Raw genomic sequence first — 24,523 nt, 5'->3', positions numbered from 1 at the left:
GCTCTACAGATGAAGCTTCACGCGCTCTCGTGCGCGGCCACCGCATCCATCACCCGCGCCGAGTACACCAGCGCGGCCCCGGCGTTGAGCGAGACCGCCACGCCCAGCGCCTCGGCGATTTCCTCGCGGCTGGCGCCATGCTTCAGCGCCGCGTCCACGTGCACGGTGATGCAGCCGTCACAGCGGGTGGTTACCGCCACCGCCAGCGCGATCAACTCCCGGGTCTTGGCATCCAGGTGGTTGGTCTGGGCACCGGCATTGGCCAGGGTGGCGTAGCCCTTGACCGTATCCGGCGAGAGCTTGCCGATCTCGCCGATGCGGCCCTTCAGTTCCTTGCGGTAGGCATTCCAGTCGAGCATGGTCGTGACTCCTGTGAAAGGAGCTCCACGCTACCACCGGGAATGTTGTGCCGATGGCTGCACCGGTGCGCCACACCGTTGCAGCCATACAGGGGTCTGCCGGCAGCACGCCGGCACGCCCGCGTTCAGCGGTTGCGCAGCGCGTGCACCGCCGGTGCCACCTGGGCCTGGCGGTCCAGTTCCAGGCCCACCTGGTCCAACGCGTCGGCCAGTGCTGCGGCATCGTCATCGCGCAATGTGGCATGGCCGACCTTGCGGCCTTCGCGCGACTCCTTGCCATAGTCATGCCAGTGGCCACTGGCCTGGGCCAGCACCGGCAACGGGTCGGGCATCCGGCCCAGCCAGTTCAGCATGCAGGCATGGCCGAGCATGCGGGTGCTGCCCAACGGCAGGCCCAGCACGGCGCGCAGGTGGTTCTCGAACTGCGAGGTCTCGCTGCCTTCGATGGTCCAGTGCCCGGAGTTGTGCACGCGTGGCGCCATCTCGTTGGCCAGCAGCTCGCCATCGCGGCAGAACAGTTCCAGCGCGAACACGCCGACGTACTGCAGGTGTTCGGCGACACGGCGTGCATAGCCGATGGCTGCCTGCTGCTCGGCGGCGGACAGCACGGCCGGGGCCACGCTGGCCGACAGCACACCGTCGACATGCCAGTTGCCGGTGATCGGCCAGGCTTCGAAACTGCCATCGCGGCCACGCACGGCCACCACGCTGACCTCGCGCTGGAAGGCCACGAAGCCCTCCAGGATCAGTCCGGTGCGCTCGACCTGTGCACCCAGCGCATCCCAGGCGGCATCAATGTCGGCTTCGCTGCGCAGGCGGAACTGGCCCTTGCCGTCGTAGCCCAGGCGGCGGGTCTTGAGGATGCACGGCAGGCCGAATTCGACGGCTTTCGCCGCCAGCTCGTCGCGGCTGCGGATATCAGCGAAGGCCGGCAGCGGGATGCCCAGCTGCTGGAACAGGGTCTTCTCGCTCAACCGGTCCTGGGCCACCGCCAGCGCGGCCGGCGGCGGGTAGACCGGCACGCGGTCGGCCAGGAACTGTGCACTGTCGGCGGGCACATTCTCGAAATCGAAGGTGACCACATCGACCTTGGCAGCGAAGTCCGCCAGCGCCTGGCGGTCGTCGAAGGCACCGACGGTGAGCGGCGCCAGCGGGCCGCTGCAGGCGTCGGCCGCCGGGTCATACAGTTCGAAGCGCAGCCCCAGCGGCGCACCGGCCAGGACCATCATGCGGGCGAGCTGGCCGCCGCCCAGGATGCCGACGGTCAGGCTCATTGGCGCGGATCGTCGTGGGCCATCACGTCTTCGGTCTGGCGTGCACGGAAGGCGTCGAGCGCCTGGCCGATCGCCGGCTGGTCGCTGGCCAGCATCGCGGCGGCGAACAGCGCCGCGTTGGACGCGCCGGCATTGCCGATGGCGAAGGTGGCGACCGGGATACCGGCCGGCATCTGCACGATCGACAGCAGCGAATCCATGCCGTTGAGGGCCTTGGACTGCACCGGCACGCCGAGCACCGGCACGGCGGTCTTGGCGGCGATCATGCCTGGCAGGTGCGCGGCCCCGCCGGCACCGGCGATGATCGCGCGCAGGCCGCGCGGGCCCGCCTGCTCGGCGTAACTGAACAACACATCCGGCGTCCGATGCGCGGACACCACCTTCACTTCGAACGGAACACCCAGTGCTTCAAGCTTCTGGGCGGCGTGCTGCATGGTTTCCCAGTCGGAACGGGAACCCATGACGATGCCGACAAGCGGCGCGATCGGGTTGGGGGTCATTGGCCGTCACCTGCCTTAAAGACGTATTCTAGCCATCTTCCACGCAAGACGAAGAACCATGGATCGCAAGCTGCTCGACCTGCTGGTGTCGCCGGACACCCGCCAGCCCCTGTCCCTGCTGGATGGCAAGGGCCTGGAAGCCCTCAACAAGGCCATTTCCGCCGGCGCGGTGAACAAGGCCGATGGCAACCCGCTGGCGCAGCCGCTGCGCGAAGCGCTGGTTACCCGCGACCGCAAGCAGGTCTTCCGCGTCGACGACGGCATCCCGGTGCTGCTGGCCGAGGAAGCCATCCCGACCGCCCAGATCGCCGATTTCCCGACCGCATGAGCACGCTGCCGACGCCGGATGCGGCCGTTGTCGCCGCCGATGTCGCGCGTGCACTGGCCGAGGACCTGGGCAGCGGTGATGTCACCGCCGCCCTGCTGCCCGACCAGGCCGACAGCGCCTACCTGCTGTGCAAGCAGGACGGGGTGATCGCCGGCCGCCCCTGGTTCGACGCCACCCACCGCGCGCTCGACCCGGACGTACGCATCGAATGGCAGGTTTCCGACGGCGACGCGGTCACCGCAGGCACCGTGCTGGCCCTGCTGCATGGGCGCAGCCGCAGCCTGGTCAGCGCCGAACGCACCTCGCTCAACTTCCTGCAGACGCTGTCCGGTACGGCAACCACCACCGCCCGCTACGTGGCGGCGGTGGCCGGTACCGGCACGCGCATCCTTGACACCCGCAAGACCCTGCCCGGCCTGCGCCTGGCGCAGAAGTACGCGGTGCGCTGCGGCGGTGGCGAGAACCATCGTTTCGGCCTGTACGACACGGTGATGCTGAAGGAGAACCACATCCGCGCTGCCGGTTCACTGGCCGACGCCGTGGCGGGCGCACGCCGGCAGTGGCCTGCGCTGCCGCTGGTGGTCGAGGTCGAGGATCTGGCGCAGCTGCGCCAGGCGCTCGACGCTGGTTGCGAACGCATCCTGCTGGACGACTTCAGCCCCGACCTGCGCCGCGAGGCGGTACGCATCACGGCCGGCCGCATTCCGCTGGAAGTGTCCGGCAGTGTCGGCCTGGGTGGCCTGCGCTCGATCGCCGAGGATGGCGTCGACTGCATCTCCATCGGCGGCCTGACCAAGCACGTGCAGGCCATCGATCTGTCGTTGAAGCTCGGCCCACCGCCGGGCTGAGGCCTGCAGGACTTGTAGAGCCGAGCCTACGCTCGGCTGCTTGTCGATTTGCGGCACGCCCTGCGCGCGCTTCGCGCGATGAGCCGAGCATGGGCTCGGCTCTACACGACCCGGGACGCCTTCACGGCTCGGCTACGGCCGCCTCTGCGACGCTGCCGGCATCCCCCACAGGAGCCGCGCATGCGCCGGATGCTCTTGCCTGCCTGTCTGCTGCTGGCCGCGGCACCCCTATCCGCAGCGGCGGCCGAAGCCTGCGATGTGCCACCGCGTTTCGGCCTGAGCCCATTGGCGGTGGCCATCCGCAATACTGCCTGCAATGAACACCGGCTCTGGTTCCGGCCTTTCATCGATCGCGATGGCCGCGCGGCGAGCCTGAGTGTCACCGAGGCCGAGAACGAACATCTGGCCGACAACGGGCTGATTGCCTGGCAGCGCGTGGCCGGCTACTGGCGCAACAGCGGCACGCTCAACGCGATGGGCAGCATCGCCGGCGCCAGCAGCTGTCTGGCACCACTGGGCACGCGCTACACCGACAGCGACTGCCGCACCTTCCTGATCGACAACCCGTGGTCGGCCGCGTTCATTTCCTGGGTGATGGTGCAGTCCGGCGTCCCCGGCTTCAACGCGTCGCCACGCCACATCGACTACATCCGTGCCGCGTACCAGGGCGGACCCTCGGGCGTGCCGTACCGGCTGGTCGATCCCGCGACCGCAAAGCCCGCACCGGGCGACCTGCTGTGCTTCCTGCGCGATCGCAGCACCACGCTCAGCTACAGTGGGCTGGTGCAGGCACTGGGCAACGGTTCGGTGGCCCATTGGAAATCACATTGCGAAGTAGTGGTGGCCGCCAACCTGGGGGGCGACCAGACCCTGTACCTGGTGGGCGGCAACGTGATGAACACGGTGGCGATGCGACTGCTGCCGCTGGACCGCACCGGGTTGATCAAGCTGCCGCCGGCGCGCGAACGCAACAGCACCGGCATCGAGCCCAGCTGCACGCCGGGCCGCGAGGACGAATGCAGCTTCAACCGCCAGGACTGGGCAGCGCTGCTGCAGCTGACGGCGACCGCGCCATTGGTGATGCCTTCGCCCTCCGCCGCGCCGATGCAGACGGTGCCGTCTAACGTGCCCGCATCACCGATGTCCAGCGAACCGCAGCCACGGCGGTGAGTGCAGCGCTTGATCCAGCGCGCGTTCGCCGCCATCTTTGCCGGATCCACCTCTGACGGCTGACGCCATGCCCACCCTGCTGTTGTTGCTGATTGCCGGCGGAATCATCTATTTCTTCTGGAATGCGGCGCGTTCGGCCGCCGAGCGCGCGGTCGAGCTGGGCCGCAATGCCTGCCGCGCTGCCGACGTGCAGTGGCTGGATCAGGCGGTACATGCCACCGGCCTGCGACTGTCGCGTGGCGAGGACGGACGGCTCGGTTTCGAGCGCACCTTCAAGTTCGAGTATTCCTACGATGGCATCGATCGCCACGTGGGCCGCATGGTGCTGCGCGGCGACCAGCTGATCTCGTTCACCGGCCCCGGTGCCGCGCGGATCAGCCAGATCCGGCCGGATGTGGAGGATGCCGAGGATGTGTAAGAACTGAAGGTGTGCCGACCAACGGTCGGCACCCACACAATTCCGGCACCCACCGGTAAAACCTGCAAAGGAAGACGCCGCCCATCGGGGCGGCGTCGGAATGGTTACTTGACCACGCGCAGGTTCGGGCGGCCCTTGGGCGGTGGACTGGCCGGTGGCGTATCGTCCGGCGGCGTGCCGTCCTCGTGCAGCAGTTCGTCACTGGTCGGCGCGGTCTCGCTGCCCGGAATGTCATCCGGCAGCGCCATGCCCTGCCCGGTCTCGCGGGCATAGACCGCCAGCACGGCGCTGATCGGTACCTGCACCGGGTAGCTGGTGCCGGAGAAGCGGGCCGAGAAGCTCACCATTTCGTTGTCGATCATCAGCCGCACGACGGCGCGTTCGGCGATGTTGAGCACGACCCGGCCATCCTTGACCGCCGAAGGCGGCACCTGCACGCCGGGGACGCCGGCGTCGACCAGGATGTGCGGGGTCAGCTGGTTGTCGTTGATCCATTCCACCAGCGCCCGCAGCAGGTACGGGCGGTGGCTGGTCATGTGGAAGAAGTCTTCGGTCATGCGTGAAGTGTACGCGCCCGGCGCCCCGCCGGGGCGGATCGCCTGCACGCCGGTCGGCGTGCAGACGGGTTACGCAAGGTCGGATCAGACCGGCAGATCGCGCAGCTTCTTTTCCTGGTCGGTCAGGCTGCGGACGAAACCCGGGTGACGGAAGATGCGGTTGCCATAGTCCTCGATCGCCTTGCCGTCCTTCGGCAGCGGCACGTCCAGCGACTGCAGGCGCCAGATGATCGGTGCCATTGCACAGTCGGCCAGGCTCATTTCCGGATTGAGGAAGAACTTGCTGGCCTTGAACAGCGGCAGCGAGGCGGTCAGCAGTTCCTTCAGGCGCTTGCGGCCGGCCTCGGCCTGGGTCTTGTTGCCCAGCTGGATGGCCTGCACCTGCGGTACCCAGTCGTGCTCGATGCGCAGCATGGCCAAGCGGATACGCGCACGCGAGAGCGGATCGACCGGCATCAGCGGAGGATGCGGGTAGCGTTCGTCCAAGTATTCGCTGACCACCGACGCGGCGTACAGCACCAGCTCGCGCTCGACCAGGGTCGGCACCGAGTGGTACGGATTGAGATCGATCAGGTCTTCAGGCGGGTTCTGCGGATCGACCGGGACAAAGTCGAAGGTGACCCCCTTGGCCGCCAGCACCAGGCGTACCCGGTGGCACAGTACGTCGTCGTTCGAGGAAAACAGCGTCAGTGTATTGCGCATGCGTACGCTCGCCGCCATCAAAGGCTCTCCCACGACAGGAGACCGCCTGCCGCATCGGCGCCGCCGGCACCGTGCCAGCGGTCGACTCCCCCCCGAGTGTGCAACCGACCATCACAAAAGCCAATAGGCCCGGGCGATGGCCGGCGGCAGAATCAGTGGACGTCCTTCCAGTATTCCTTCTTCAGCAGGTACAGCAGGAAAGTCAGCAGGGCCAGGAACAGGATCACCCATACGCCCAGCTGCTGCCGCTTGAGCGCGGCCGGTTCACCGGCGTATTCGAGGAAGTTGGTGATGTCCCGAACGGCCTGATCGTACTGGCCGGCATCGACCGACCCGGGCGTTTCGATTTTCAGGCCGGTCACCGGCGGGTCCATGCCAGGCGCTTCCGCCTTGCCGTGCACCGCATGCTGCAGGCCCTGCATCTCCCACAGCGGGTTGGGCATGGAGGCATTGGCGAACAGCGCGTTGTTCCAGCCCAGCGGGCGGCTGCTGTCCAGATAGAACGACTTGAGATAGGTGTAGACCCAGTCACTGCCCCGCACGCGCGAGATCAGGCTGAGATCGGGCGGCATCTTGCCGAACCACTTCTCCGCGTTCTCCTTGGGCATCGCCACCGGGATCGGGTCGCCGATCGCCGAGCCGGTGAAGTTGAGGTTGTTCATCACCTCTTCCTCGGTCAGGCCGAGGTCCTGCGCCATCCGCGAATAGCGCAGGTACTTCAATGCGTGGCAGCCGGAGCAGTAGTTCATGTACAGCTGCGCGCCGCGCTGCAGCGAGGCGCGGTCACCGAGGTCGTTGCCGGCCTGCAGCAGCGGGGTGCCGCCTTCGGCGGCGGAGGCCAGGAAACTGCCCAGCATCAGGGTGGCCGCCAGGGCCAGCCGGACCATCCAGCGCTCAGTCATGCGTGGTCACCCTCTCCGGTACCGGCTTGGTCCTGTCCAACCTTGTCCATAGCGGCATGGTGATGAAGAACGCGAAGTACAGGAAGGTCAACACCCGCCCGATGTAGGTCTCGTGCACATCGGTGCCCGGGCCGGAACCAATCACGCCCAGCCACACGAAGCACACCGCCAGCACGCCCAGCATCACCTTCGAGATCCAGCCGCGGCAGCGCACCGATTTCACCTTCGCCTTGTCCAGCCACGGCACCAGGAACAGGATCGCGATGGCCGAGAACATCACCAGCACGCCGCCCAGCTTGTTCGGCACCACGCGCAACATCGCGTAGTACGGCGTGTAGTACCAGACCGGCTTGATGTGTTCCGGGGTCACCAGGCGGTTGGCTTCGGTGAAGTTGTCGTGCTCCAGGAACAGGCCGCCGAAACCGGGGGCGAAGAAGATGATGAAGGCGGCGATGATCAGCAGGAAGCCGGCACCGACGCCATCCTTGAGCGTGTAGTACGGATGGAACGGAATGCCGTCGGCCGGGGCGTTCGGCGACCAGCGGTTGCCCTTGGGCCCCTTCTTGATCTCCACGCCATCGGGGTTGTTCGACCCCACCTCGTGCAGCGCGCCCAGGTGCAGCACCACCAGCAACAGCAGCACCAGCGGCAGTGCGATGACGTGCAGCGCGAAGAAGCGGTTGAGCGTGGCGTCACTGGGCAGGTAGTCGCCCATGATCCACTCGGTCAGGCCGTTGCCGATCACCGGTATCGCGCCGAACAGCGAAATGATCACCTTGGCGCCCCAGAACGACATCTGCCCCCACGGCAGCACGTAGCCCATGAAGGCTTCGGCCATCAGCACCAGGTAGATCAGCATGCCCAGGATCCACACCAGCTCGCGCGGCTTCTGGTAACTGCCGTACAGCAGGCCGCGGAACATGTGCAGGTAGACCACGATGAAGAACAGCGAGGCCCCGGTGGAGTGCATGTAGCGGATCAGCCAGCCCCACTCCACATCACGCATGATGTATTCGATGGAGCCGAACGCCTCGGCGGCGTTGGTCTTGTAGTGCATCGTCAGGAAGATGCCGGTGACGATCTGGTTGACCAGAACCAGCAGCGCCAGCGAACCGAAGTAGTACCAGATGTTGAAGTTCTTCGGCGCGTAGTACTCGGTGACGTGCTTGCGGTAGACCGGCATCAGGCCCGGCGCGCGGGCATTGACCCAGTCGGCCACGCCGCTGGCGGTACGAGCGAGGATATTGGCCATCAGGCTGCCCCCTGCGGATCGACACCGATGATGATGGTGTTGTCGTCCTGGTAATGGTGCGCGGGCACCTTCAGGTTGATCGGCGCCGGCACGTCCTTGAAGACGCGGCCGGACATGTCGAAGCGCGACTTGTGGCAGGGGCAGAAGTAGCCGCCCTTCCACTGCGGGTCATAGGGTTCAGGCCGGATCTCGGCGACCATTTCCGGCGAACAGCCCAGGTGCGTGCACAGGCCGACCAGCACGGAAATGTCCGGCTTGATCGAGCGCAGCTCGGGGTTCTGCTTCAGCACGTAGTCCGGCTGCTGGTCCTTCTCGCCGGACTCGGGGTCCTTGAGGCGGCCATCGAGCCCGTGCAGTGCATCGAGGATCGCCTTGGACCGCTTGACGATCCAGATCGGCTGGCCACGCCATTCCACGATCAGGCGTTGGCCTTCCTGCAGGGCGCTGATGTCGGCCACCACCGGTGCGCCGGCAAGCTTGGCACGGGCACTGGGGTTCCAGGATTTGATGAAAGGAACAGCGGTGAATCCGACGCCGACGGCGCCCACCACGGCTGTGGTGGCAGAAAGAAAACGCCGACGTCCGGTGTTGACTGGATCGTGTACCCCATCGTTGGCCATCCGGCACTCCGATATTGATTAGGTAGCTTTAAGGCTGCCAGCGGATCCGGTGGGGGCCAGAGCCGCATTGAATCATGGGCGAGTGTAGCGGAACCGTCGAGCGCCACACAACGCATTGCAACAACATTGATTACGGGGCTGCCAGCCAGTGGCCGGTCGGTACCGGCCATTGCCCAAGATTGCCGGCCAGCGGCCGGCACTACTGGTGCGTCAATGCGGTGCGGTAACGCTCGGCCAGCTGCCCGACCCGGCGCACGTAGTACTGGGTCTCGCTGTAGGGCGGCACGCCACCGTGGCGGTCAACCGCGCCTTCGCCCGCGTTGTAGCCAGCCGCGGCCAGGGTCAGGTCGCCATTGAAACGCTTCAACAACCACGCAAGATACTGCACGCCACCGCGGATGTTCTGCCCGGCATCGTAGGAATCGCTGACTCCGAAACGGGCCGCGGTTGGCGGCATCAGCTGCATCAGGCCCTGCGCGCCGGCGCGGCTGAGCGCGGTCGGGTTGTAGGCCGACTCGGCGTGGATGATGGCGCGCACCACGGCTTCGTCGACGCCGAACTCGCGCGCGGCCGAGCTGATCTCGGTCTGGAACGCGGTGGTGTTCAACCGCACCGAACCGAAGTCCACGCGCGGGTTGACGCCACAGGCGTAGCAGCGCTCCATGAAACTGTAGCGGATGGTGCGCACCGGGCCGAGGTTGGCGACCTGGGTCGGGCGCGCACTGGTGTAGTGGCGCACGCCGTCCTTCATGAAGGAATAGACCTGGCCGCTGACCATGCGCCCGCTGCGCGAGGCGACCGGGGGCGCGGGTACGGCGGCTGGCGCAGCCGCCGGCGCCGCAGTGCTGGCCGCCACCGCCACCGGGTTGCGCTCGATGCTGGCCACGGTGGTCGGCGCCGGCTTCGGCGCGGCCACCACCGGGCGCGGTGCCGGGCGGAGGTCGCGGCTGTAGCTGATGGCGCTGCAGCGGGCCCCGGCCAGGCGCTTGCTGACATAGCTGGTGACCCCGTCGGCGCCCTGGCACTTGAACAGGGTGCCCGCGCTGGCCGGCGCAGCGGTCAGCGCAGCGATGATGATCGCCGTTGTCCCCAGTATCCCCTTCATGCCGACGAGTGTCCCAGCTTCGCCGGGGCTTGCCAAGCGACGCGGCTCAGCCTGTGACGGGCGGCACAGCCAGCACCTGCCCCAATCCGGCCAGGCGCTGTGCCAGTTCATCGCGCAGGCCCGGCGGCGTGGTCCACACCGCCACCGGCACCCGGTCCAGGCTGAGGATCTGCGCCAGCATCATGCCGCGGCTCTCGGCGCCCATGCGCAGCAGGCAATGGTCGGGCCCATCGTCCTCCAGCACGCCACACCAGGGCGGGATGCGGCCTTCCAGCTCGGCGCGGCTGCCGGCCAGGCGGACGATGGCCTGCAGGGCGAACGGGGCCTGGCTGACCGCCTGCCGCACCATCACATCCGGCGGTGCGGGCGTACGGCGGTGCATGCCCGGCTCGGCGCATTCGCGCACCGCGCCCATCCGGTCCACGCGCAGGGTGCGCCAGTCCTGCCGGCCCAGGTCCCAGGCCAGCAGGTACCAGCGCCGCCCGTAGTTGACCAGGTGCTGCGCCTCGACCTCGCGCTGGGTCACCGCTTCCTGGGCACTGCGGTATTCGAAGGCCAGCCGTGACGCCTGCCGGCAGTGCTGGGCCAGCTGCCCAAGCAGGCGTGCGTCGGTGGACGGAAGGTCGGACAGGGTGGCGGTGGCGGCATGCACCTCGCCGGCCTGCTGGCGGCGACGGGTCGGCACCAGCGGATCGAGCTTGGACAACAGGCCGCGCGCGGTGTCGTCGATGCCGGCGACGGTCGCAGAGGCCGCGCGCAGGGCGATGGCCAGGGTAGTCGCCTCCTCCTCGTCCAGCAGCATCGGCAGCACCGGCGCCCCTGCCCCCAGCTGGTAGCCGCCGCCAACCCCGGACGAGGCCCGGACCGGATAACCCAGCTCGCGCAGGCGCTCGACGTCACGGCGGATGCTGCGCCGGTCCACGCCCATGCGCTCGGCGAGCTCGGCCCCGGACCACTGGCGACGGGCCTGCAGCAGGGCGATCAGGCGCAGCAATCGATGGGCGGTATGGCGCATGAAGGATCGAGGACAGAAGTCGTCCGCAATAGTGCCCCAGGATGGCCTCCAGTTCACCACCCACCGCAAGGAGCAATGCCATGAATTCACGCCAGATCACCCTGTACCACGCCGCCCGTTCCCGCTCGAGCGGCGCCGTGGCCCTGCTCGAAGCACTGGGTGCCGACTACCGCATGCAGGTGCTGGACCTGAAGGCGGGCGCCAACCTGGCCCCGGCCTACCTGGCCATCAACCCGATGGGCAAGGTGCCGGCGATCGTCCACAACGGTGCGCTGGTGACCGAGCAGGTGGCGATCTATCTGTACCTGGCCGACCTGTATCCGGAGGCCGGCCTGGCACCGCCGATCGGCGACGCCCTGCGCGGGCCCTACCTGCGCTGGATGGCCTTCTATGGCGCCTGTTTCGAGCCGGCGATGACCGACAAGGCGATGCACCGCGAGCCGCCGCCGCGCCTGATGTCGCCGTACAACGACGCCGAGACCGTGCTGCAGGTGATCGAGGCCCAGCTGGCGCAGGGCCCCTACCTGCTCGGCGAGACGATGAGCGCCGCCGACGTGCTGTGGGGCAATGCGCTGGCCTGGACCACGGCCTTCGGCCTGGTGCAGCCCGCGCCGGCCACGGCCGATTACATCGCACGGATGAGCGCGATGACCGCCTTCGACCGTTCGCGGCAGATCGATGCGGAGCTGGCGGCGTAAGCAGCGGCCCCTTGTAGAGCCGAGTCCACGCTCGGCTGCTCCTCCGCCTTGCAAAGGCAGCCGAGCACGGGCTCGGCTCTACGGTGATGGCCACGCTGGGCATGGGCTCGGTTGCACGGGCGCGGCGGCTGGCGTGGGATGCGGGTAGAATTGCCCGCTTTCCCGCCACCCGAATGGATTAAGCGCCATGACCGGGACGCCAGACGTCTTTCCGCCCACCACACCGGGCGGTACCCCGCTCGTTGCCCTGCCCGCTGGTCCGCGCAAGCCCGACCAGGTGAAAGGCAAGCTGTACATCAAGACCCACGGTTGCCAGATGAACGAGTACGACTCGGCCAAGATGGCCGACGTGCTTGCCGCCAGCGATGGCCTGGAACTGACCGACAGCCCGGACGACGCGGACGTCATCCTGGTCAACACCTGCTCCATCCGCGAGAAGGCGCAGGAGAAGGTGTTCAGCCAGCTGGGCGTGTGGAAGGGCCTGAAGAACAAGGGCCGTGAAGTCATCATCGGCGTCGGCGGCTGCGTCGCCTCGCAGGAAGGCGAAGCGATCATCAAGCGTGCGCCGTTCGTCGACCTGGTGTTCGGCCCGCAGACCCTGCACCGGCTGCCGGAGCTGATCCGCGCACGCCGCGAACAGAGGCGCCCGCAGGTCGACATCAGCTTCCCCGAGATCGAGAAATTCGATCGCCTGCCCGAGCCGCGCGCCGAAGGACCCTCGGCATTCGTGTCGATCATGGAAGGCTGTTCCAAGTACTGTTCGTTCTGCGTGGTGCCCTACACCCGCGGCACCGAAGTCAGCCGCCCGTTCGAGGACGTGGTGGTGGAGGTGGCGCAGCTGGCCGCACAGGGCGTGCGCGAGATCAACCTGCTCGGGCAGAACGTCAACGCCTATCGCGGGCCGTACGGTGACGGCGAGTTCGCCGACCTCGGCCTGCTGATCCGCACCATCGCCGAGATCGATGGCGTCGGCCGCATCCGCTTCACCACCTCGCATCCGCTGGAGTTCAGCGATTCGCTGATCGATGCGTTCCGTGACGTGCCACAGCTGGCCAACTTCCTGCACCTGCCGGTACAGGCCGGCAGCGACCGCGTGCTGTCGGCGATGAAACGCGGCTACACCGCGCTGGAGTTCAAGTCGAAGATCCGCAAGCTGCGGGCGGTGCGCCCGGACATCTCGATCAGCTCGGACTTCATCGTCGGCTTCCCCGGCGAGACCGATGCCGACTTCGAGAAGACCATGAAGCTGATCGAGGACATCGGCTTCGACCACAGCTTCTCCTTCATCTATTCGCGGCGCCCCGGCACGCCGGCCGCGGACCTGGAGGACACGATCAGCGATGCCGAGAAGCACGCGCGCCTGTCGCGCCTGCAGGAGCGCATCAATGCGCATGCCGCCGGCATTTCCGAGAAGATGGTCGGCACCGTGCAGACCGTGCTGGTGGAAGGGCCCTCGCGCAAGAACCCGAACGAGCTGACCGGCAAGACCGAGAACATGCGTTCGGTGAACTTCCCGGCGCCGGCGCGCCTGATCGGCCAGTTCGTGGATGTGGTGATCACCGAAGCGCTGACCAATTCGCTGCGCGCGCGGGTGGTGGCGGAATGAATCTTCGGGTCGGAGCCCCAAAGGGGCTCCGACCCGCCGGCTCGATAAATTGGGGTCGGAGCCCCTGCGGGGATCCGACCCCCTGCCTTCAATCCAGGCGCTTGCGGAAACGCAGGATGGCCAGGGTCATCATCACCGCGATGAAGGCCAGCAGCGCCAGCGCGTCGTGCCACAGCTCCCACAATGAGGCGCCGCGCAGCATGATGCCGCGCACCAGGCGCAGGAAGTGGGTCAGCGGCAGCACCTCGGCCAGCCACTGCACCGGCCGCGGCATGCCTGCGAACGGGAACATGAAGCCCGACAGCAGGATCGACGGCAGGAACAGGAACAGCGTCATCTGCATCGCCTGGAACTGCGAGCGCGCACGCGTGGAGATCAGCAGGCCCAGCGCCAGGTTGGCCAGCACCAGCAGCACCGCGGCCAGATAGATGTCCAGCAGGCTGCCGCGAATGGGTACCTGGAACAGCCAGGTGCCCAGCACCAGCACCAGCGTGGTCTGCAGCAGGCCGATGGCCGCATAGGGCAGCACCTTGCCGACCATCAGCTCGCTGCGCGACACCGGCGTGGCGATCAGCAGTTCCATGTTGCCGCGCTCGCGTTCGCGCACCACCGCTACCGCCGTGAACATCACCAGGGTCATGGTCAGGATCACCCCGATCAGGCCCGGTACGATGTTCACCGCCGAGCGCCGCTGCGGGTTGTAGAAGCTGGTCACGCCGACCGGACCACTGGCGATGCTGCCTTCGCGCAGGGGACGGGTGTTGCTGGTCGGGCGCGTGTCCAGCGGCACCTGCGCCAGCTGGATCGCCGCGCTCTGCACCACGGTGTCACTGCCATCGACCAGCACCTGCACCGCCTCGCGTCCATCGAAGCGGCGACGCTCGAAGTCGGCCGGCACCACGATGCCGACACTGATCTCGCCACGGCGCAGCGCCTGCATCAGCTGGGCAGGCGTGTAGGCTTCGCTGCGCGGCGTGATCACGCCGGTGGCCACCATGTCCTGCACCAGCGCGCGCGAAGCGGCGCTGTTGGCCTGATCGGCGACACCCGCATCGAGATGACGCAGGTTGAGGTTGATCGCATAGCCGAACAGCAACAGCTGCATCACCGGAATGCCAACGATCATCGCCAGCGTGATGCGGTCGCGGCGCAGCTGCCGCAGCTCCTTGAGCATGATCGCCCACAGCCGGCGCAGGTTCATGCCGCCGGCTCCCGGCCGCGGCCACGGGTGGCGGCCACGAACACATCTTCCAGGTTCGGCGCCACCGTCTGGATGCGGGCCTGCGGGTCAGCGTTGGCAAGTGCACGGGCCAGCACTGCGACGTCCGCTGCGCCCTCATTGCACAGCACGCGCAGCTGGGTGCCGATCTGCGCCACGCTCAGCACACCGGGCAGCTCAGACAGTGCGCGGCTGGCCTGCCGCGGCTGCGACGACGTGACCTGCAACGTGCGGCCGTCCAGCCGTGCGCACAGCTCAGACGGCGTGCCATCGGCAACCAGTGCACCACGGTCCAGGATTGCCAGCCGGTGGCAGCGCTCGGCCTCGTCCATGTAGTGGGTCGACACCAGCACGGTGGTACCGGCGTCGGCAAGTTCAAACAGGGCTTCCCAGAAATCACGGCGCGATTCCGGATCGACCGCGCTGGTCGGCTCGTCCAGGAACAGCAGCTCGGGCGCGTGCACGACGGCGCCGGCCAGGGCGAGGCGCTGCTTCTGGCCACCGCTGAGGGTTCCGGCCAGCTGCGGCTGCCGGTCCAGCAGACGGTACTGCTGCAGCAGCTCGTCGACCCGCTGCCGGGCCTGCGCGCGTGGCAGATCCTGGATGGCGGCGAGGAATTCCAGGTTCTCGCGCACCGACAGGTCCTCATACAACGAGAAGCGCTGGGTCATGTAGCCGATGCGCCGGCGCAGTGCTTCGGCCTGCTCGGGAACCTGCAGCCCCAGCACCTCGATCTGCCCAGCGCTCGGTTCCAGCAGGCCGCACAGCATGCGGATGGTGGTCGACTTTCCGGATCCATTCGGCCCCAGGAAGCCGTACACCTGCCCGCGCGGCACAGTCAGGTCGACATTGTCCACGGCCAGAAGATCGCCGAAGCGGCGGGTCAAGCCCTGCGCATGCACCGCGATGTCGTCGCCGGTGTTCAGAAGCGCACCTGCACCGGCAGTCCGGCCGGAAGCTTCTGCATGTCGGTGGCCGTGTCCACTTCGATCTCGGCCAGATAGCTCAGGCGCTCGACGTCATCACCGGTCAGTGCGTAGTACGGGGTGAACGAGGGCTCGCTGCGGATTGAGCGCACGTGCCCCTTCAGCACGGTGCTGCCGTCTTCCAGCTGCACCTGCGCAGCCTGCCCGACCTTGACCTGCAGGCGCAGCGGCTGCGGCAGGTAGACGCGTGCATAGGGGCGCTCGCCAACCAGCATCACCGCCAGCGGCGCCCCGATCGGTGCCTGGTCACCCTGCCGGTAGGGCAAGGCATCGACCACGCCATCGCGCGGTGCGCGCAGCTGCAGCTTCTGCAGGTTGACGCCCTGCACCACCTGCTGCGCCTGTGCGGCGTCGGCGGCCGCCTGGCCCTGGGCGATGTCCTGCGCGCGACTGCCGTGCACCAGTTCCAGCCAGGCCTGCTCGGCGGCCCGCACGCTGGCCTCGGCATTGCCGGCAGCCGCCCGTGCACGGTCCAGCTCGGCGGCGGCGATCAGGCGCTGGCGTGCCAGCGGTTGCACCCGACGGTAGTAGGCCGTGGCTTCAGCGGACTGCGCGCGCAACGCGGCCAGCTGCGCCTTGGCCTGCGCGATCTGTTCCTGGCGCGGGCCGATCTTCAGTTCTTCCAACTGGGCCTGCGCGCGCACCGTGTCGGCCTGCGCCGCGGCGAACTGCGCGTCGCCGCGGGCGGGGTCGAGCTGCATCAGCACTGCTCCGGCCTTGACCTGCTGCCCCTCGCGCACCTCCACCGTGGCGATCACTTCGGCCGCCGGCGCCGGCACCGTGATCCGGTCCCACTCCAGCGTGCCGAGCGCTGCAGGCGGCGCCTGCCCACACCCGGCCAGCAGGCCGATACCCACCAATCCGATTCCACGCATCCCATTGCCGATGCCCATGCCATCCCCTCCTGCGACGGCGCCACGGTGCCATCCGCCCCGTGCACCCTCTATGATTCCGATCAGCCCTGACGGTTTTTTCACCACGCGTTGGCGAGCCTTTGGCTGCAAGGCTCCGCGCCACCTATCCACAGGTTGATTCGGCATCATTCCACAACCGGTGTGGAAAACCGGCAACACGGCATCCTGTTGCTCGCCTGGCAGCGGAACCTGCGCTGCGATCACGAAGAACGCCGGCGTGCCCGGGAAGTTCTCGGCCACGCGCTGCGACGTGCCCTCCCTCCCGGTCCGCCCGTCCTGCGGGTGCCGGCACGCCCCGGGTCCGTGACGATTTTTTCACCACCCCCTCATGACGCTTGTGGCACAAGCACTGTAGAGGTCTATCCACAGGTTTCCGCAGCCCCCGTCCACACCGGGTGTGGAAAAGCATGTATCGACCCCGCGCTGGCCGCGCGCCCGCTGCGCGCGCTACCCTTGTCCTCCCTGAATACACTGCGGTGGAAGGCTTCCGCCCCACCCAAGGCAATGAAAAGCATCGAACATCGAGACTTCACCCTGTCGCCGGAAGACACCGAGCGGCTGGCCAACCTGTGCGGCCCCTTCGATGGGCACCTGCGCCAGATCGAGCTGAAGCTCGGCGTGGAGATCGCCAACCGCGGTTTCGTGTTCCGCATCAGCGGGCCCAACGAAGCCATCGTCGAGGCGCAGAAGCTGGTTGAAGCGCTGTACGCCGAAGCCGGCGAAACCACCTTCGACAACCACGCCATCCACCTGCGCCTGGCGCAGGCCAACGTCGAGCAGATCGCCGAACGCTCCTACGAAGCGCAGGAGGTGGCGATCAAGGTCAAGCGCGGCACGGTGCGCGGTCGCGGTGCCAACCAGGGCCGCTACCTGCACCAGATCGCCACGCATGACATCAACTTCGGCATCGGCCCGGCCGGCACCGGCAAGACCTTCCTTGCCGTGGCCAGCGCGGTCGAAGCGCTGAACGAATCACGGGTGCAGCGCTTGATCCTGGTGCGCCCGGCGGTGGAGGCCGGCGAGAAGCTGGGCTTCCTGCCCGGTGACCTGAGCCAGAAGGTCGACCCCTACCTGCGACCGCTGTACGACGCCCTCTACGAGATGATGGGCGTGGAGAAGGTGGTCAAGCTGCTGGAAAAGAACGTCATCGAAATCGCGCCGCTGGCCTACATGCGTGGCCGCACGCTCAACGATGCCTTCGTGATCCTGGACGAAGCACAGAACACCACCATCGAGCAGATGAAGATGTTCCTGACCCGCCTCGGCTACGGTTCCACCGCCGTGGTCACCGGCGACCTGACCCAGACCGATCTCCCCAAGCACGTGAAGTCCGGCCTGCGCGATGCCATCGACGTGCTACGCGAGGTCGAGGGCGTCAGCTTCACCTTCTTCGAGTCGCGCGACGTAGTCCGCCACCCGCTGGTGGCGCGCATCGTCAGCGCCTACGATCGCCGTGACCTGCATCAGATCCAACCTGGAGCAACTCCATGACCCGTGGTCCCGTGCGACTGGACGTCGCCGTCAGTTATGCCCTGCCGCGCACCGGCCTGCCGGCGGCGGTCAGCTTCCGCAAGTGGGTGGCTGCTGCGCTGAAAGGCCGCATCCGCGAGGCCGACCTGGCCATCCGCGTGGTCGATGCCAAGGAAGGGCAGTCACTGAACCGCCATTATCGCGGCAAGGATTACGCGACCAACGTGCTCAGCTTCCCGGCCGAAGTGCCCGAAGGGCTGCCCAAGGGCGTGAAGTTTCCGCTGCTGGGCGACCTGGTGATCTGCGCACCGGTGGTGGCCCGCGAGGCCGATGAACAGGGCAAGGCGCTCAACGCCCACTACGCACACCTGACCGTGCACGGCGTGCTGCACCTGCTCGGCTGGGACCACGAGGACGACAAGGAAGCCGACGCCATGGAACAGCTGGAGCGCGAGATCCTGGCCGAGCTCGGCATCGCCGACCCCTACGCCGGCGAGCGCTGAGGCCCACGCACACCGGGATCTTCACGGAGGACGCGCCCATCGCGCTGCTGCCCGCACTCATCGCCGCTCTTCTGCAGGTGACCACTGCCCCGGGCATCGACCCCGGCCGGGAACGACCGTCGCCGTTCCCGGCCAGCGACAGCGCCGCCGACATTGCCGCCAAGGTCGCCGAGGTGCAGGCGTTCTTTGACGTCAGCCAACAGACGGCGCGTCAGGCGGTCGCGGAGGCGCAGCAGCACGCATTGATGGAACGTTTGAAAGCGCGCCACGCGGCACGCCTCGCCGGAATCTGGGTGGACAACGCGGCAGGTTGGAACGTCGTCGTTCGACTGACTGGCCCAGCACCCGCGGCCGATGAGACACATCCAGGGGCGGATGGCCCGCAACGCGTGCGCTACATCACCGGCGCCGCGATGACCGAAGCGGAGATGCAGCGCCGCCTGCACGCACAGCGGGACTGGCTGCTGGCCCAGCTGCCCGACCTGTTCGGCTATAGCCTGGATGTCACGACCGGGGAACTGGAGGTTGAGCTGCGGGATACCCCGGCCAACCGCGCGACGGCGGCGGCCGTGCGCGACCACTTGCAAGTGCAACTGGGCTACCCGGTCAGGCTGCGCTGGTACCCAGCGACCACGCGCAGGCATCCGCCCTGATTGCCTTGGGGCGCTCGCGATGGCTGGCCGGGACCGGTACGATCACCGGCCTGCCTTCCGTTGCGGATCCCGTGCCCGTGCTGCGTATTGCCCTGCCCCTGCTGCTCGCCGTGTCCGCCCCGGCCGCTGCCCTGGACCTGCCGGCCCTGATTGAATGCCGCCAGGGCGTGGCCGAGCAGGCCGCGTTGGCGCCCCTGCTGGCTGATCCGCTGAAAGCCGTCGCCCACGGCCTGCAGCCGCTGCCGCAGGGCAACCAGTTCATGAGCGAGTACCGGCTGGCCCAGCCGATCAGCGTGTTCGGCGCCCGCACCGAACGGGTCGCCGTGGCCGGGTCCAGCGTCATGGCGATCCTCGACCAGGCCGATCCGCGGCCGCTGGCCGGGCGGCTGGGGCTGGAGACCGGCTACGACCAGGACGGCAAGTTCATGGCCGGCCGCGAGCTGGTCAGCCGCGACGTGACCGATCCGAAGACCGGCGAGGCCCGGATCGAGTCGATCATCCTCAGCGTCTCCACCGTGGCCTCCCATCCCGGCAAAACCCTGGCCGGCTGCACCTACAGCCTGGACCTGCCCGAGGAAGAAGCCCCCGCCCGGCCTGAACTGGCCCCGCCGCCGATCACCGGACCGGGCAGCGACGGTCACTGACAGGCCGCCACATCCTGCTAGACTTGGGCCAACGCCCGGCTTGCCGGGTGCCCTTTTTCCAGAGATGTCAGAAGACGACAGTAGTAGCTCCGCACAGGAGCCCAGTGAAAAGAAGCGCGGCTGGCTTGAACGCCTGACCTCCGCCTTCTCCGGCGAACCCCATACCCGCGACGAGCTGGTCGCTGTCCTGCACACCGCGCAGGAAGAGGGCCTGATCGCCGCCGATACCCTGAAGATGATGGAAGGCGCCATTTCGGTGGCCGAGCTGACCGTGGGCGACGTGATGATCTCGCGCTCACAGATGGTTTCGCTGCCGGTCGAAGCGCCCTTCCTGGAACTGATGAAGCAGGTGGTCGAATCCGGCCATTCGCGCTTCCCGGTGCACGGCGAGAACAAGGACGACATCCTTGGCATCCTGCTGGCCAAGGACCTGCTGCGCGGCGTGGTCGCCGACAACGGCCCGGCCAACGTGCGCGAGCTGCTGCGCCCGGCAGTGCTGATCCCGGAGGCGAAGAAGCTCAACGTGCTGCTGAAGGAATTCCGCCTGTCACGCAACCACATGGCCATCGTGGTCGACGAGTACGGCGGTGTCGCCGGCCTGGTCACCATCGAGGACGTGCTGGAACAGATCGTCGGCGAGATCGACGACGAGCATGACGAGGCCGAGGATCCGTCGGCGCAGATCGCCATCCAGTCCGACGGCCAGTACGTGGTCGACGCGCTGACCCCGATCGGCGACTTCAACGAACGCTTCGGCGCTACCTTCTCCGACGAGGACTACGACACCATCGGTGGCCTGGTCACCGAGGCCGTGGGCCACCTGCCGGAAGTCGGTGACGAGCTGGCGTTGGACCGCTTCATGTTCCGCGTGGCCCGCGCCGATGCGCGCCGGGTCCAGGCCTTCCACGTGACCGTGCTGCCGCCGGACGCGCAGGACGACGCTTGAAGCGCGGCGCCCTCCTGGCACTGCGCCTGAGGCTGTGGCTGGCACTGTGCGTGCTGGCCACGGCCCTGCCGCTGGCCGCCTTCGCGCAGCCGGCGGCACCCGCTCCTGCTGCACCCGCCACCAGCGCCGAGGCTCCCGCCCCGCGCATCGGGGTGGTGACCATGCAGCCGGGCACGGTGTTCTTCGAGCGCTTCGGCCACGACGCCATCGTCGTGATCGATCCGCTCAGCGGCGAAGCGACCTCGTACAACTTCGGCTACTTCGATCCGTCCGAGGACGATTTCATCAGCCGCTTCGTGCGCGGCGACATGATGTACTACCTGGTGGCGCTGCCGCTGCAGCAGGACCTGTCGTACTACGACGAGACCGGCCGTGGCGCCAGCGTGCAGTGGCTGGACCTGCGCCCGGAGCAGGCACGTGCACTGGCCGCCGACCTGGCCGAGCGGGCCAAGCCGGAAAACGCGCGCTACCACTACGACTACTACACCGCCAACTGCGCCACGATGGTACGCGACACGGTGGACAAGGCGCTGGGTGGCGGCCTGCAGTCGCAGCTGTCGGGGCGCTCGCGCGGCAATACCTACCGCAGTGAATCGGTGCGCCTGGCCTCGCCGGCACCATGGATGTGGCTGGGCTTCGATGTCGGCCTCGGGCCGTTCGCCGACCAGCCGCTGTCGCGCTGGCAGGAAGCCTTCGTGCCGATGCGCCTGGCCGATGCGCTGCGCCAGGCGCGCAACAGCGATGGCCGGCCGCTGGTGCAGTCCGAACAGGAACTGCTGCCGCACCGCATCGACCCGGAGCCGAAGGAATTCGCACGCCGCTGGTGGCCGTGGCTGCTGTGTGGCCTGGTGATCGCCGCCGGCATACTGGCGCTGCGCAGCCGGCCGCGCCTGCTTGCCGGGCTGGCCCTGCCGTTCTGGCTGCTGTGTGTCATCGCCGGCAGCCTGCTGGTGTTCCTGTGGGGCTTCAGCACCCACTACGCCGCCTGGGCCAACCGCAACCTGCTGCTGCTTTCGCCACTGGCCGTGCTGCTGCTGCCAGGCGCGATCGCGCTGCTGCGTCGGCGCGCGCCGGGCCGCATGTTCAGGGTCGTGCTGTGGCTGCTGGCGGTGCAGGCCGTGGCGGCGCTGGTGCTGCACTGGCTGAGCCTGCAGGCGCAGTACAACGTGCAGTGGATCGTGCTGCTGCTGCCCGTCCACGTCGCGCTGGCGTGGGTACTGGGGCGCCGTCCTCACTTGTCCGAAACACGGCACTGACGCACGATGGCGGGCATGTCATTGCCCGCCTCCGCTTCCGCCCCTGCCTCGGCCAACCCCGCCTGCGTCATCAACTGCGTCCACTACGATGACGACGGCAAACGCCACGACATCAGCCTGGATGCCATCAGCGATGTCATTGCCAGTGGCAACGGCTTCGTCTGGGTCGGCCTGTACGACCCCAACGACGATGTGCTGCTGAAACTGCAGGAAGAGTTCTGCCTGCACGACCTGGCCATCGAGGACGCGCGCAATGCGCACCAGCGACCCAAGGTCGAGACCTACGGCAATTCGCTGTTCGTGGTGGTGACCACCGCGCAGATGGTGGACGAACGCATCCAGTACGGCGAAACCCACGCCTTCCTCGGCCCGCGTTTCCTGGTGACGGTGCGCCACGGCGCCTCGCTGTCCTACGCCCCGGTGCGTGCACGGGTCGAGCGTGAACCGCAGCTGCTGAAGATGGGCCCGTCGTACTGCCTGTACGCGGTGACCGACTTCGTGGTCGACAACTACCTGCCGATCGTGCACCGCTTCCGCGACACCCTGGACCTGCTGGAAAAGGACATCTTTGCCGACAGCTACAAGCGCAGCACGGTGGTACGGCTTTACGAGCTCAAGCGCGAACTGAACAAGATGCGGATGGCGGTGGCACCGCTGCAGGATGTGCTGGCGCAGCTGCGCCGCTACCAGGGTGACCTGATTCCCGATGAAGTGAAGCTCTACGTGCGCGACGTGCATGACCACGCGGTACGCATCAGCGATGTGATCGACACCCTGCGCGAGATGCTGGGCACCGCACTGAGCGTGAACCTGTCGCTGGTGACGCTGGCGCAGGGCGAGACGGTCAAGCGCCTGGGTGCATGGGCCGCACTGCTGGCGGCGCCGACGCTGATCACCAGCTGGTACGGCATGAACTTCAGCCACATGCCCGAGCTGAGCCAGCCGTGGTCGTATCCGCTGATGATTGTCGGCGTGGGCGGTGTGTGCGTGGGCCTGTACCGGTTGTTCAAGCGCGCGAAGTGGTTGTAGCGCGAATCGACCAACGGTCGATACCCACCATGCACGGGGGCGTCGATACCCAGCAATCCGGTAGGCCGCGACCGTTGGTCGTGGCATATGCCCCGCTTCTGGTAGTGCCGGCCGCTGGCCGGCAACCAGGGCAATGCCGGCCAGCGGCCGGCACTACCCTTCGGCATCAAGCCACGTAGACGGTCTTGATGTTCATGAACTCGTGGATGCCGTGGTCGGCCAGCTCCCGGCCGAATCCGGACTGCTTGCTGCCACCGAACGGCAGCCGAGCGTCGCTCTTGACGATGGCGTTGACGAACGCGGCGCCGCATTCCATGCGCTGCGCGAAGGCTTCGCCGCGCACCGGGTCGCGCGTCCACACGCTGCCGCCCAGGCCGAAGCGGGTGTCGTTGGCCACGCGCAGCGCCTCGGCCTCATCCTTGACCCGGATCACCGCAGCCACCGGCCCGAACAGCTCCTCGTCGTAGGCAGGCATGCCTGGGCCGACCTGATCGAGCACGGTCGCCGGATAGCCCGCATGGGTGCCGGCAATGGGCTCGCCGCCGACCAGAACGCGCGCGCCCTTGGCGACGCTGGCCTGCACCTGCTTGTGCAGTTCGTCGCGCAGATCGGCACGGGCCATCGGCGCCAGCGTGGTGCCACGCTCACTGGGATCGCCATACTGGCGCTGGCCCGCGGCTTCAACGAAGCGTCGGGTGAAGTCATCGGCCACCGCGTCGACCACGATGAAGCGCTTGGCCGCAATGCAGGTCTGCCCGCTGTTGTCGAAACGCGACTTCACCGCCGCCGCCACGGCCTTGTCGAGGTCGGCATCGTCGAGTACCACGAAGGCATCGCTGCCACCCAGCTCCATCACCGACTTCTTCAGCTGGCTGCCGGCATTGGAGGCGATCGAGCGCCCTGCCCGTTCGCTGCCGGTCAGCGTCACCGCCTTCACCCGTGCGTCGCGCAGCACCTCGGCAGCCTGGTCGTTGTCGATGTGCAGCACGTCGAACACGCCATCAGGCAGGCCTCCGTCACGACACACCGCCAGGATCAGGTCGGCGCACTGCGGCACGTTGCTGGCGTGCTTGAGCAGGGCCACGTTGCCGGCCATGAACGCCGGTGCCAGGAAACGGAACACCTGCCAGATCGGGAAATTCCATGGCATCACCGCGAACACGCAGCCGATCGGCTCGTAACGCACGTAGCTGCGCTGGGCTTCGGTATCGATCAGCTGCGGCTTGAGATAGTCGGCCGCGTGGTCGGCGTAGTACTCGCAGGCGGCAGCGCACTTGTCGACCTCGGCCAGCGCCTCGGCCTTGAGCTTGCCCATCTCATGGGTCATCGCCTGCTGCAGGTCGTCGCGACGCGTGCGCAGCTGCGCGGCGATCTGGCGAAGGACGGCACCGCGATCCTGCAGCGAGCGATCGGCCCAGCCGGGGAAGGCATCGGCGGCAGCCTGCAGGCGCTGCTCGATGTCAGCAGCGCCCATCAGTTCATGGCGGTAGGTCACCTGGCCGGTGGCCGGGTCGATGATCTCGACGGTCATGGGGGATCTCCATCTGGA

Annotated in this window: 27 protein-coding genes; 13 read left to right on the top strand and 14 right to left on the bottom strand. The window is 67.6% G+C overall.

Features of this window, described 5'->3' with window-relative positions:
* Positions 1 to 17: 17 nt before the first annotated feature.
* From AC5P5W_RS02550 to purE, 3 genes are all read right to left on the bottom strand, one after another.
* Positions 18 to 359, bottom strand: coding sequence for a carboxymuconolactone decarboxylase family protein (locus AC5P5W_RS02550; protein WP_004152082.1), 342 nt, complete (start codon positions 357 to 359; stop codon positions 18 to 20).
* Between the two features lie 125 nt (positions 360 to 484).
* The gene (locus AC5P5W_RS02545) at positions 485 to 1,633 is read right to left on the bottom strand and encodes a 5-(carboxyamino)imidazole ribonucleotide synthase (protein WP_032960908.1); all 1,149 of its coding nucleotides are present in this window, start codon (positions 1,631 to 1,633) and stop codon (positions 485 to 487) included.
* Positions 1,630 to 2,133, bottom strand: coding sequence for a 5-(carboxyamino)imidazole ribonucleotide mutase (gene purE, locus AC5P5W_RS02540; protein ID WP_005412808.1), 504 nt, complete (start codon positions 2,131 to 2,133; stop codon positions 1,630 to 1,632). Before purE ends, AC5P5W_RS02545 begins: the two co-directional genes overlap by 4 nt.
* A gap of 58 nt (positions 2,134 to 2,191) precedes the next feature.
* Here purE and AC5P5W_RS02535 point away from each other — a divergent pair, with 58 nt between their 5' ends.
* The 4 genes from AC5P5W_RS02535 to AC5P5W_RS02520 all read left to right on the top strand — a co-directional run bounded on the left by AC5P5W_RS02535 (position 2,192) and on the right by AC5P5W_RS02520 (position 4,897).
* The gene (locus AC5P5W_RS02535) at positions 2,192 to 2,461 is read left to right on the top strand and encodes a Trm112 family protein (protein ID WP_014036599.1); all 270 of its coding nucleotides are present in this window, start codon (positions 2,192 to 2,194) and stop codon (positions 2,459 to 2,461) included.
* Positions 2,458 to 3,309 (top strand): carboxylating nicotinate-nucleotide diphosphorylase, encoded by an 852-nt coding sequence (gene nadC / locus AC5P5W_RS02530; protein WP_014646586.1) that lies wholly within the window; start codon positions 2,458 to 2,460, stop codon positions 3,307 to 3,309. The genes AC5P5W_RS02535 and nadC overlap by 4 nt, the downstream gene beginning before the upstream one ends.
* 180 nt (positions 3,310 to 3,489) lie before the next feature.
* The gene (locus AC5P5W_RS02525) at positions 3,490 to 4,479 is read left to right on the top strand and encodes a DUF2272 domain-containing protein (protein WP_142234485.1); all 990 of its coding nucleotides are present in this window, start codon (positions 3,490 to 3,492) and stop codon (positions 4,477 to 4,479) included.
* A 67-nt stretch (positions 4,480 to 4,546) separates the two neighbouring features.
* Positions 4,547 to 4,897 (top strand): DUF3301 domain-containing protein, encoded by a 351-nt coding sequence (locus AC5P5W_RS02520; RefSeq protein ID WP_005415950.1) that lies wholly within the window; start codon positions 4,547 to 4,549, stop codon positions 4,895 to 4,897.
* 104 nt (positions 4,898 to 5,001) lie between these two features.
* On the opposite strand, the gene AC5P5W_RS02515 is transcribed toward AC5P5W_RS02520, so the two are convergent.
* The 7 genes from AC5P5W_RS02515 to AC5P5W_RS02485 form a co-directional block, all read right to left on the bottom strand.
* On the bottom strand, positions 5,002 to 5,454 hold the full coding sequence (locus AC5P5W_RS02515; RefSeq protein WP_014646584.1) for a ClpXP protease specificity-enhancing factor: 453 nt from the start codon (positions 5,452 to 5,454) through the stop codon (positions 5,002 to 5,004).
* 84 nt (positions 5,455 to 5,538) lie between these two features.
* Entirely contained in the window at positions 5,539 to 6,174 is a 636-nt protein-coding gene (locus tag AC5P5W_RS02510) for a glutathione S-transferase N-terminal domain-containing protein (RefSeq protein WP_005408842.1), read from the bottom strand.
* A gap of 134 nt (positions 6,175 to 6,308) precedes the next feature.
* The gene (locus tag AC5P5W_RS02505) at positions 6,309 to 7,058 is read right to left on the bottom strand and encodes a cytochrome c1 (RefSeq protein ID WP_032960911.1); all 750 of its coding nucleotides are present in this window, start codon (positions 7,056 to 7,058) and stop codon (positions 6,309 to 6,311) included.
* The gene (locus tag AC5P5W_RS02500; RefSeq protein WP_495220809.1) at positions 7,051 to 8,310 is read right to left on the bottom strand and encodes a cytochrome b; all 1,260 of its coding nucleotides are present in this window, start codon (positions 8,308 to 8,310) and stop codon (positions 7,051 to 7,053) included. Before AC5P5W_RS02500 ends, AC5P5W_RS02505 begins: the two co-directional genes overlap by 8 nt.
* On the bottom strand, positions 8,310 to 8,930 hold the full coding sequence (gene petA / locus AC5P5W_RS02495) for a ubiquinol-cytochrome c reductase iron-sulfur subunit (RefSeq protein WP_004151998.1): 621 nt from the start codon (positions 8,928 to 8,930) through the stop codon (positions 8,310 to 8,312). Before petA ends, AC5P5W_RS02500 begins: the two co-directional genes overlap by 1 nt.
* 199 nt (positions 8,931 to 9,129) lie before the next feature.
* Positions 9,130 to 10,035 (bottom strand): lytic transglycosylase domain-containing protein, encoded by a 906-nt coding sequence (locus AC5P5W_RS02490; protein ID WP_046429799.1) that lies wholly within the window; start codon positions 10,033 to 10,035, stop codon positions 9,130 to 9,132.
* Positions 10,036 to 10,081: 46 nt separating this feature from the next.
* On the bottom strand, positions 10,082 to 11,050 hold the full coding sequence (locus AC5P5W_RS02485; protein ID WP_014646579.1) for a helix-turn-helix transcriptional regulator: 969 nt from the start codon (positions 11,048 to 11,050) through the stop codon (positions 10,082 to 10,084).
* Between the two features lie 80 nt (positions 11,051 to 11,130).
* Here AC5P5W_RS02485 and AC5P5W_RS02480 point away from each other — a divergent pair, with 80 nt between their 5' ends.
* Both AC5P5W_RS02480 and miaB read left to right on the top strand, forming a co-directional pair.
* Positions 11,131 to 11,748 carry a glutathione S-transferase N-terminal domain-containing protein gene (locus tag AC5P5W_RS02480; protein ID WP_197575365.1) on the top strand — a complete coding sequence of 206 codons (618 nt, stop codon included), beginning with the start codon at positions 11,131 to 11,133 and terminating at the stop codon, positions 11,746 to 11,748.
* A gap of 187 nt (positions 11,749 to 11,935) precedes the next feature.
* Positions 11,936 to 13,354 carry a tRNA (N6-isopentenyl adenosine(37)-C2)-methylthiotransferase MiaB gene (gene miaB, locus AC5P5W_RS02475; RefSeq protein ID WP_142234484.1) on the top strand — a complete coding sequence of 473 codons (1,419 nt, stop codon included), beginning with the start codon at positions 11,936 to 11,938 and terminating at the stop codon, positions 13,352 to 13,354.
* Between the two features lie 88 nt (positions 13,355 to 13,442).
* Here miaB and AC5P5W_RS02470 read toward each other — a convergent pair whose 3' ends face one another.
* From AC5P5W_RS02470 to AC5P5W_RS02460, 3 genes are read right to left on the bottom strand one after another with little or no spacing between them, the layout of a single operon-like run.
* Positions 13,443 to 14,555, bottom strand: coding sequence for an ABC transporter permease (locus tag AC5P5W_RS02470; RefSeq protein ID WP_495220807.1), 1,113 nt, complete (start codon positions 14,553 to 14,555; stop codon positions 13,443 to 13,445).
* Positions 14,552 to 15,475 carry an ABC transporter ATP-binding protein gene (locus AC5P5W_RS02465; protein WP_197575459.1) on the bottom strand — a complete coding sequence of 308 codons (924 nt, stop codon included), beginning with the start codon at positions 15,473 to 15,475 and terminating at the stop codon, positions 14,552 to 14,554. Before AC5P5W_RS02465 ends, AC5P5W_RS02470 begins: the two co-directional genes overlap by 4 nt.
* A gap of 20 nt (positions 15,476 to 15,495) precedes the next feature.
* Positions 15,496 to 16,452, bottom strand: a complete 957-nt coding sequence (locus AC5P5W_RS02460; RefSeq protein WP_197575461.1) for an HlyD family efflux transporter periplasmic adaptor subunit — start codon at positions 16,450 to 16,452, stop codon at positions 15,496 to 15,498.
* Between the two features lie 525 nt (positions 16,453 to 16,977).
* Here AC5P5W_RS02460 and AC5P5W_RS02455 point away from each other — a divergent pair.
* The 7 genes from AC5P5W_RS02455 (at position 16,978) to AC5P5W_RS02425 (ending at position 22,974) form a co-directional block, all read left to right on the top strand.
* Positions 16,978 to 17,964, top strand: a complete 987-nt coding sequence (locus AC5P5W_RS02455; RefSeq protein WP_032960924.1) for a PhoH family protein — start codon at positions 16,978 to 16,980, stop codon at positions 17,962 to 17,964.
* The gene (gene ybeY, locus AC5P5W_RS02450; protein WP_014036587.1) at positions 17,961 to 18,446 is read left to right on the top strand and encodes an rRNA maturation RNase YbeY; all 486 of its coding nucleotides are present in this window, start codon (positions 17,961 to 17,963) and stop codon (positions 18,444 to 18,446) included. Before AC5P5W_RS02455 ends, ybeY begins: the two co-directional genes overlap by 4 nt.
* A 77-nt stretch (positions 18,447 to 18,523) precedes the next feature.
* A complete protein-coding gene (locus AC5P5W_RS02445) occupies positions 18,524 to 19,099 on the top strand; it encodes a hypothetical protein (protein ID WP_014646572.1) in 576 nt (191 codons plus the stop codon).
* Positions 19,100 to 19,176: 77 nt separating this feature from the next.
* Complete coding sequence (locus tag AC5P5W_RS02440; protein WP_069117598.1) at positions 19,177 to 19,743, top strand: hypothetical protein; 567 nt, start codon at positions 19,177 to 19,179, stop codon at positions 19,741 to 19,743.
* Between the two features lie 64 nt (positions 19,744 to 19,807).
* Positions 19,808 to 20,689: a CorC family transporter gene (locus AC5P5W_RS02435; protein ID WP_014036584.1), complete on the top strand. Its 882-nt coding sequence runs from the start codon at positions 19,808 to 19,810 to the stop codon at positions 20,687 to 20,689.
* The gene (locus AC5P5W_RS02430; RefSeq protein WP_197575463.1) at positions 20,686 to 21,945 is read left to right on the top strand and encodes a lipoprotein N-acyltransferase Lnb domain-containing protein; all 1,260 of its coding nucleotides are present in this window, start codon (positions 20,686 to 20,688) and stop codon (positions 21,943 to 21,945) included. Before AC5P5W_RS02435 ends, AC5P5W_RS02430 begins: the two co-directional genes overlap by 4 nt.
* Before the next feature lie 6 nt (positions 21,946 to 21,951).
* Positions 21,952 to 22,974, top strand: a complete 1,023-nt coding sequence (locus AC5P5W_RS02425; protein ID WP_014646569.1) for a magnesium and cobalt transport protein CorA — start codon at positions 21,952 to 21,954, stop codon at positions 22,972 to 22,974.
* A gap of 166 nt (positions 22,975 to 23,140) precedes the next feature.
* Here AC5P5W_RS02425 and AC5P5W_RS02420 read toward each other — a convergent pair whose 3' ends face one another.
* Positions 23,141 to 24,505: an NAD-dependent succinate-semialdehyde dehydrogenase gene (locus AC5P5W_RS02420; protein ID WP_414611645.1), complete on the bottom strand. Its 1,365-nt coding sequence runs from the start codon at positions 24,503 to 24,505 to the stop codon at positions 23,141 to 23,143.
* Positions 24,506 to 24,523 lie beyond the last annotated feature (18 nt).

It is taken from the genome of Stenotrophomonas sp. YJH_SMC_123, from assembly GCF_059368215.1.
This window is presented reverse-complemented; position numbering and strand designations above follow the sequence as displayed.

Coding starts and splice junctions, on each gene's coding strand:
- AC5P5W_RS02460 (WP_197575461.1), bottom strand. CDS start 16,452: ATGGGCATCGGCAATGGGATGCGTGGAATCGGATTGGTGGGTATCGGC.
- AC5P5W_RS02520 (WP_005415950.1), top strand. CDS start 4,547: ATGCCCACCCTGCTGTTGTTGCTGATTGCCGGCGGAATCATCTATTTC.
- AC5P5W_RS02500 (WP_495220809.1), bottom strand. CDS start 8,310: ATGGCCAATATCCTCGCTCGTACCGCCAGCGGCGTGGCCGACTGGGTC.
- AC5P5W_RS02480 (WP_197575365.1), top strand. CDS start 11,131: ATGAATTCACGCCAGATCACCCTGTACCACGCCGCCCGTTCCCGCTCG.
- AC5P5W_RS02485 (WP_014646579.1), bottom strand. CDS start 11,050: ATGCGCCATACCGCCCATCGATTGCTGCGCCTGATCGCCCTGCTGCAG.
- AC5P5W_RS02515 (WP_014646584.1), bottom strand. CDS start 5,454: ATGACCGAAGACTTCTTCCACATGACCAGCCACCGCCCGTACCTGCTG.
- AC5P5W_RS02545 (WP_032960908.1), bottom strand. CDS start 1,633: ATGAGCCTGACCGTCGGCATCCTGGGCGGCGGCCAGCTCGCCCGCATG.
- AC5P5W_RS02525 (WP_142234485.1), top strand. CDS start 3,490: ATGCGCCGGATGCTCTTGCCTGCCTGTCTGCTGCTGGCCGCGGCACCC.
- miaB (WP_142234484.1), top strand. CDS start 11,936: ATGACCGGGACGCCAGACGTCTTTCCGCCCACCACACCGGGCGGTACC.
- AC5P5W_RS02470 (WP_495220807.1), bottom strand. CDS start 14,555: ATGAACCTGCGCCGGCTGTGGGCGATCATGCTCAAGGAGCTGCGGCAG.
- AC5P5W_RS02425 (WP_014646569.1), top strand. CDS start 21,952: ATGGCGGGCATGTCATTGCCCGCCTCCGCTTCCGCCCCTGCCTCGGCC.
- AC5P5W_RS02435 (WP_014036584.1), top strand. CDS start 19,808: ATGTCAGAAGACGACAGTAGTAGCTCCGCACAGGAGCCCAGTGAAAAG.
- purE (WP_005412808.1), bottom strand. CDS start 2,133: ATGACCCCCAACCCGATCGCGCCGCTTGTCGGCATCGTCATGGGTTCC.
- AC5P5W_RS02535 (WP_014036599.1), top strand. CDS start 2,192: ATGGATCGCAAGCTGCTCGACCTGCTGGTGTCGCCGGACACCCGCCAG.
- AC5P5W_RS02490 (WP_046429799.1), bottom strand. CDS start 10,035: ATGAAGGGGATACTGGGGACAACGGCGATCATCATCGCTGCGCTGACC.
- petA (WP_004151998.1), bottom strand. CDS start 8,930: ATGGCCAACGATGGGGTACACGATCCAGTCAACACCGGACGTCGGCGT.
- AC5P5W_RS02505 (WP_032960911.1), bottom strand. CDS start 7,058: ATGACTGAGCGCTGGATGGTCCGGCTGGCCCTGGCGGCCACCCTGATG.
- AC5P5W_RS02510 (WP_005408842.1), bottom strand. CDS start 6,174: ATGGCGGCGAGCGTACGCATGCGCAATACACTGACGCTGTTTTCCTCG.
- AC5P5W_RS02550 (WP_004152082.1), bottom strand. CDS start 359: ATGCTCGACTGGAATGCCTACCGCAAGGAACTGAAGGGCCGCATCGGC.
- nadC (WP_014646586.1), top strand. CDS start 2,458: ATGAGCACGCTGCCGACGCCGGATGCGGCCGTTGTCGCCGCCGATGTC.
- AC5P5W_RS02455 (WP_032960924.1), top strand. CDS start 16,978: ATGAAAAGCATCGAACATCGAGACTTCACCCTGTCGCCGGAAGACACC.
- AC5P5W_RS02420 (WP_414611645.1), bottom strand. CDS start 24,505: ATGACCGTCGAGATCATCGACCCGGCCACCGGCCAGGTGACCTACCGC.
- ybeY (WP_014036587.1), top strand. CDS start 17,961: ATGACCCGTGGTCCCGTGCGACTGGACGTCGCCGTCAGTTATGCCCTG.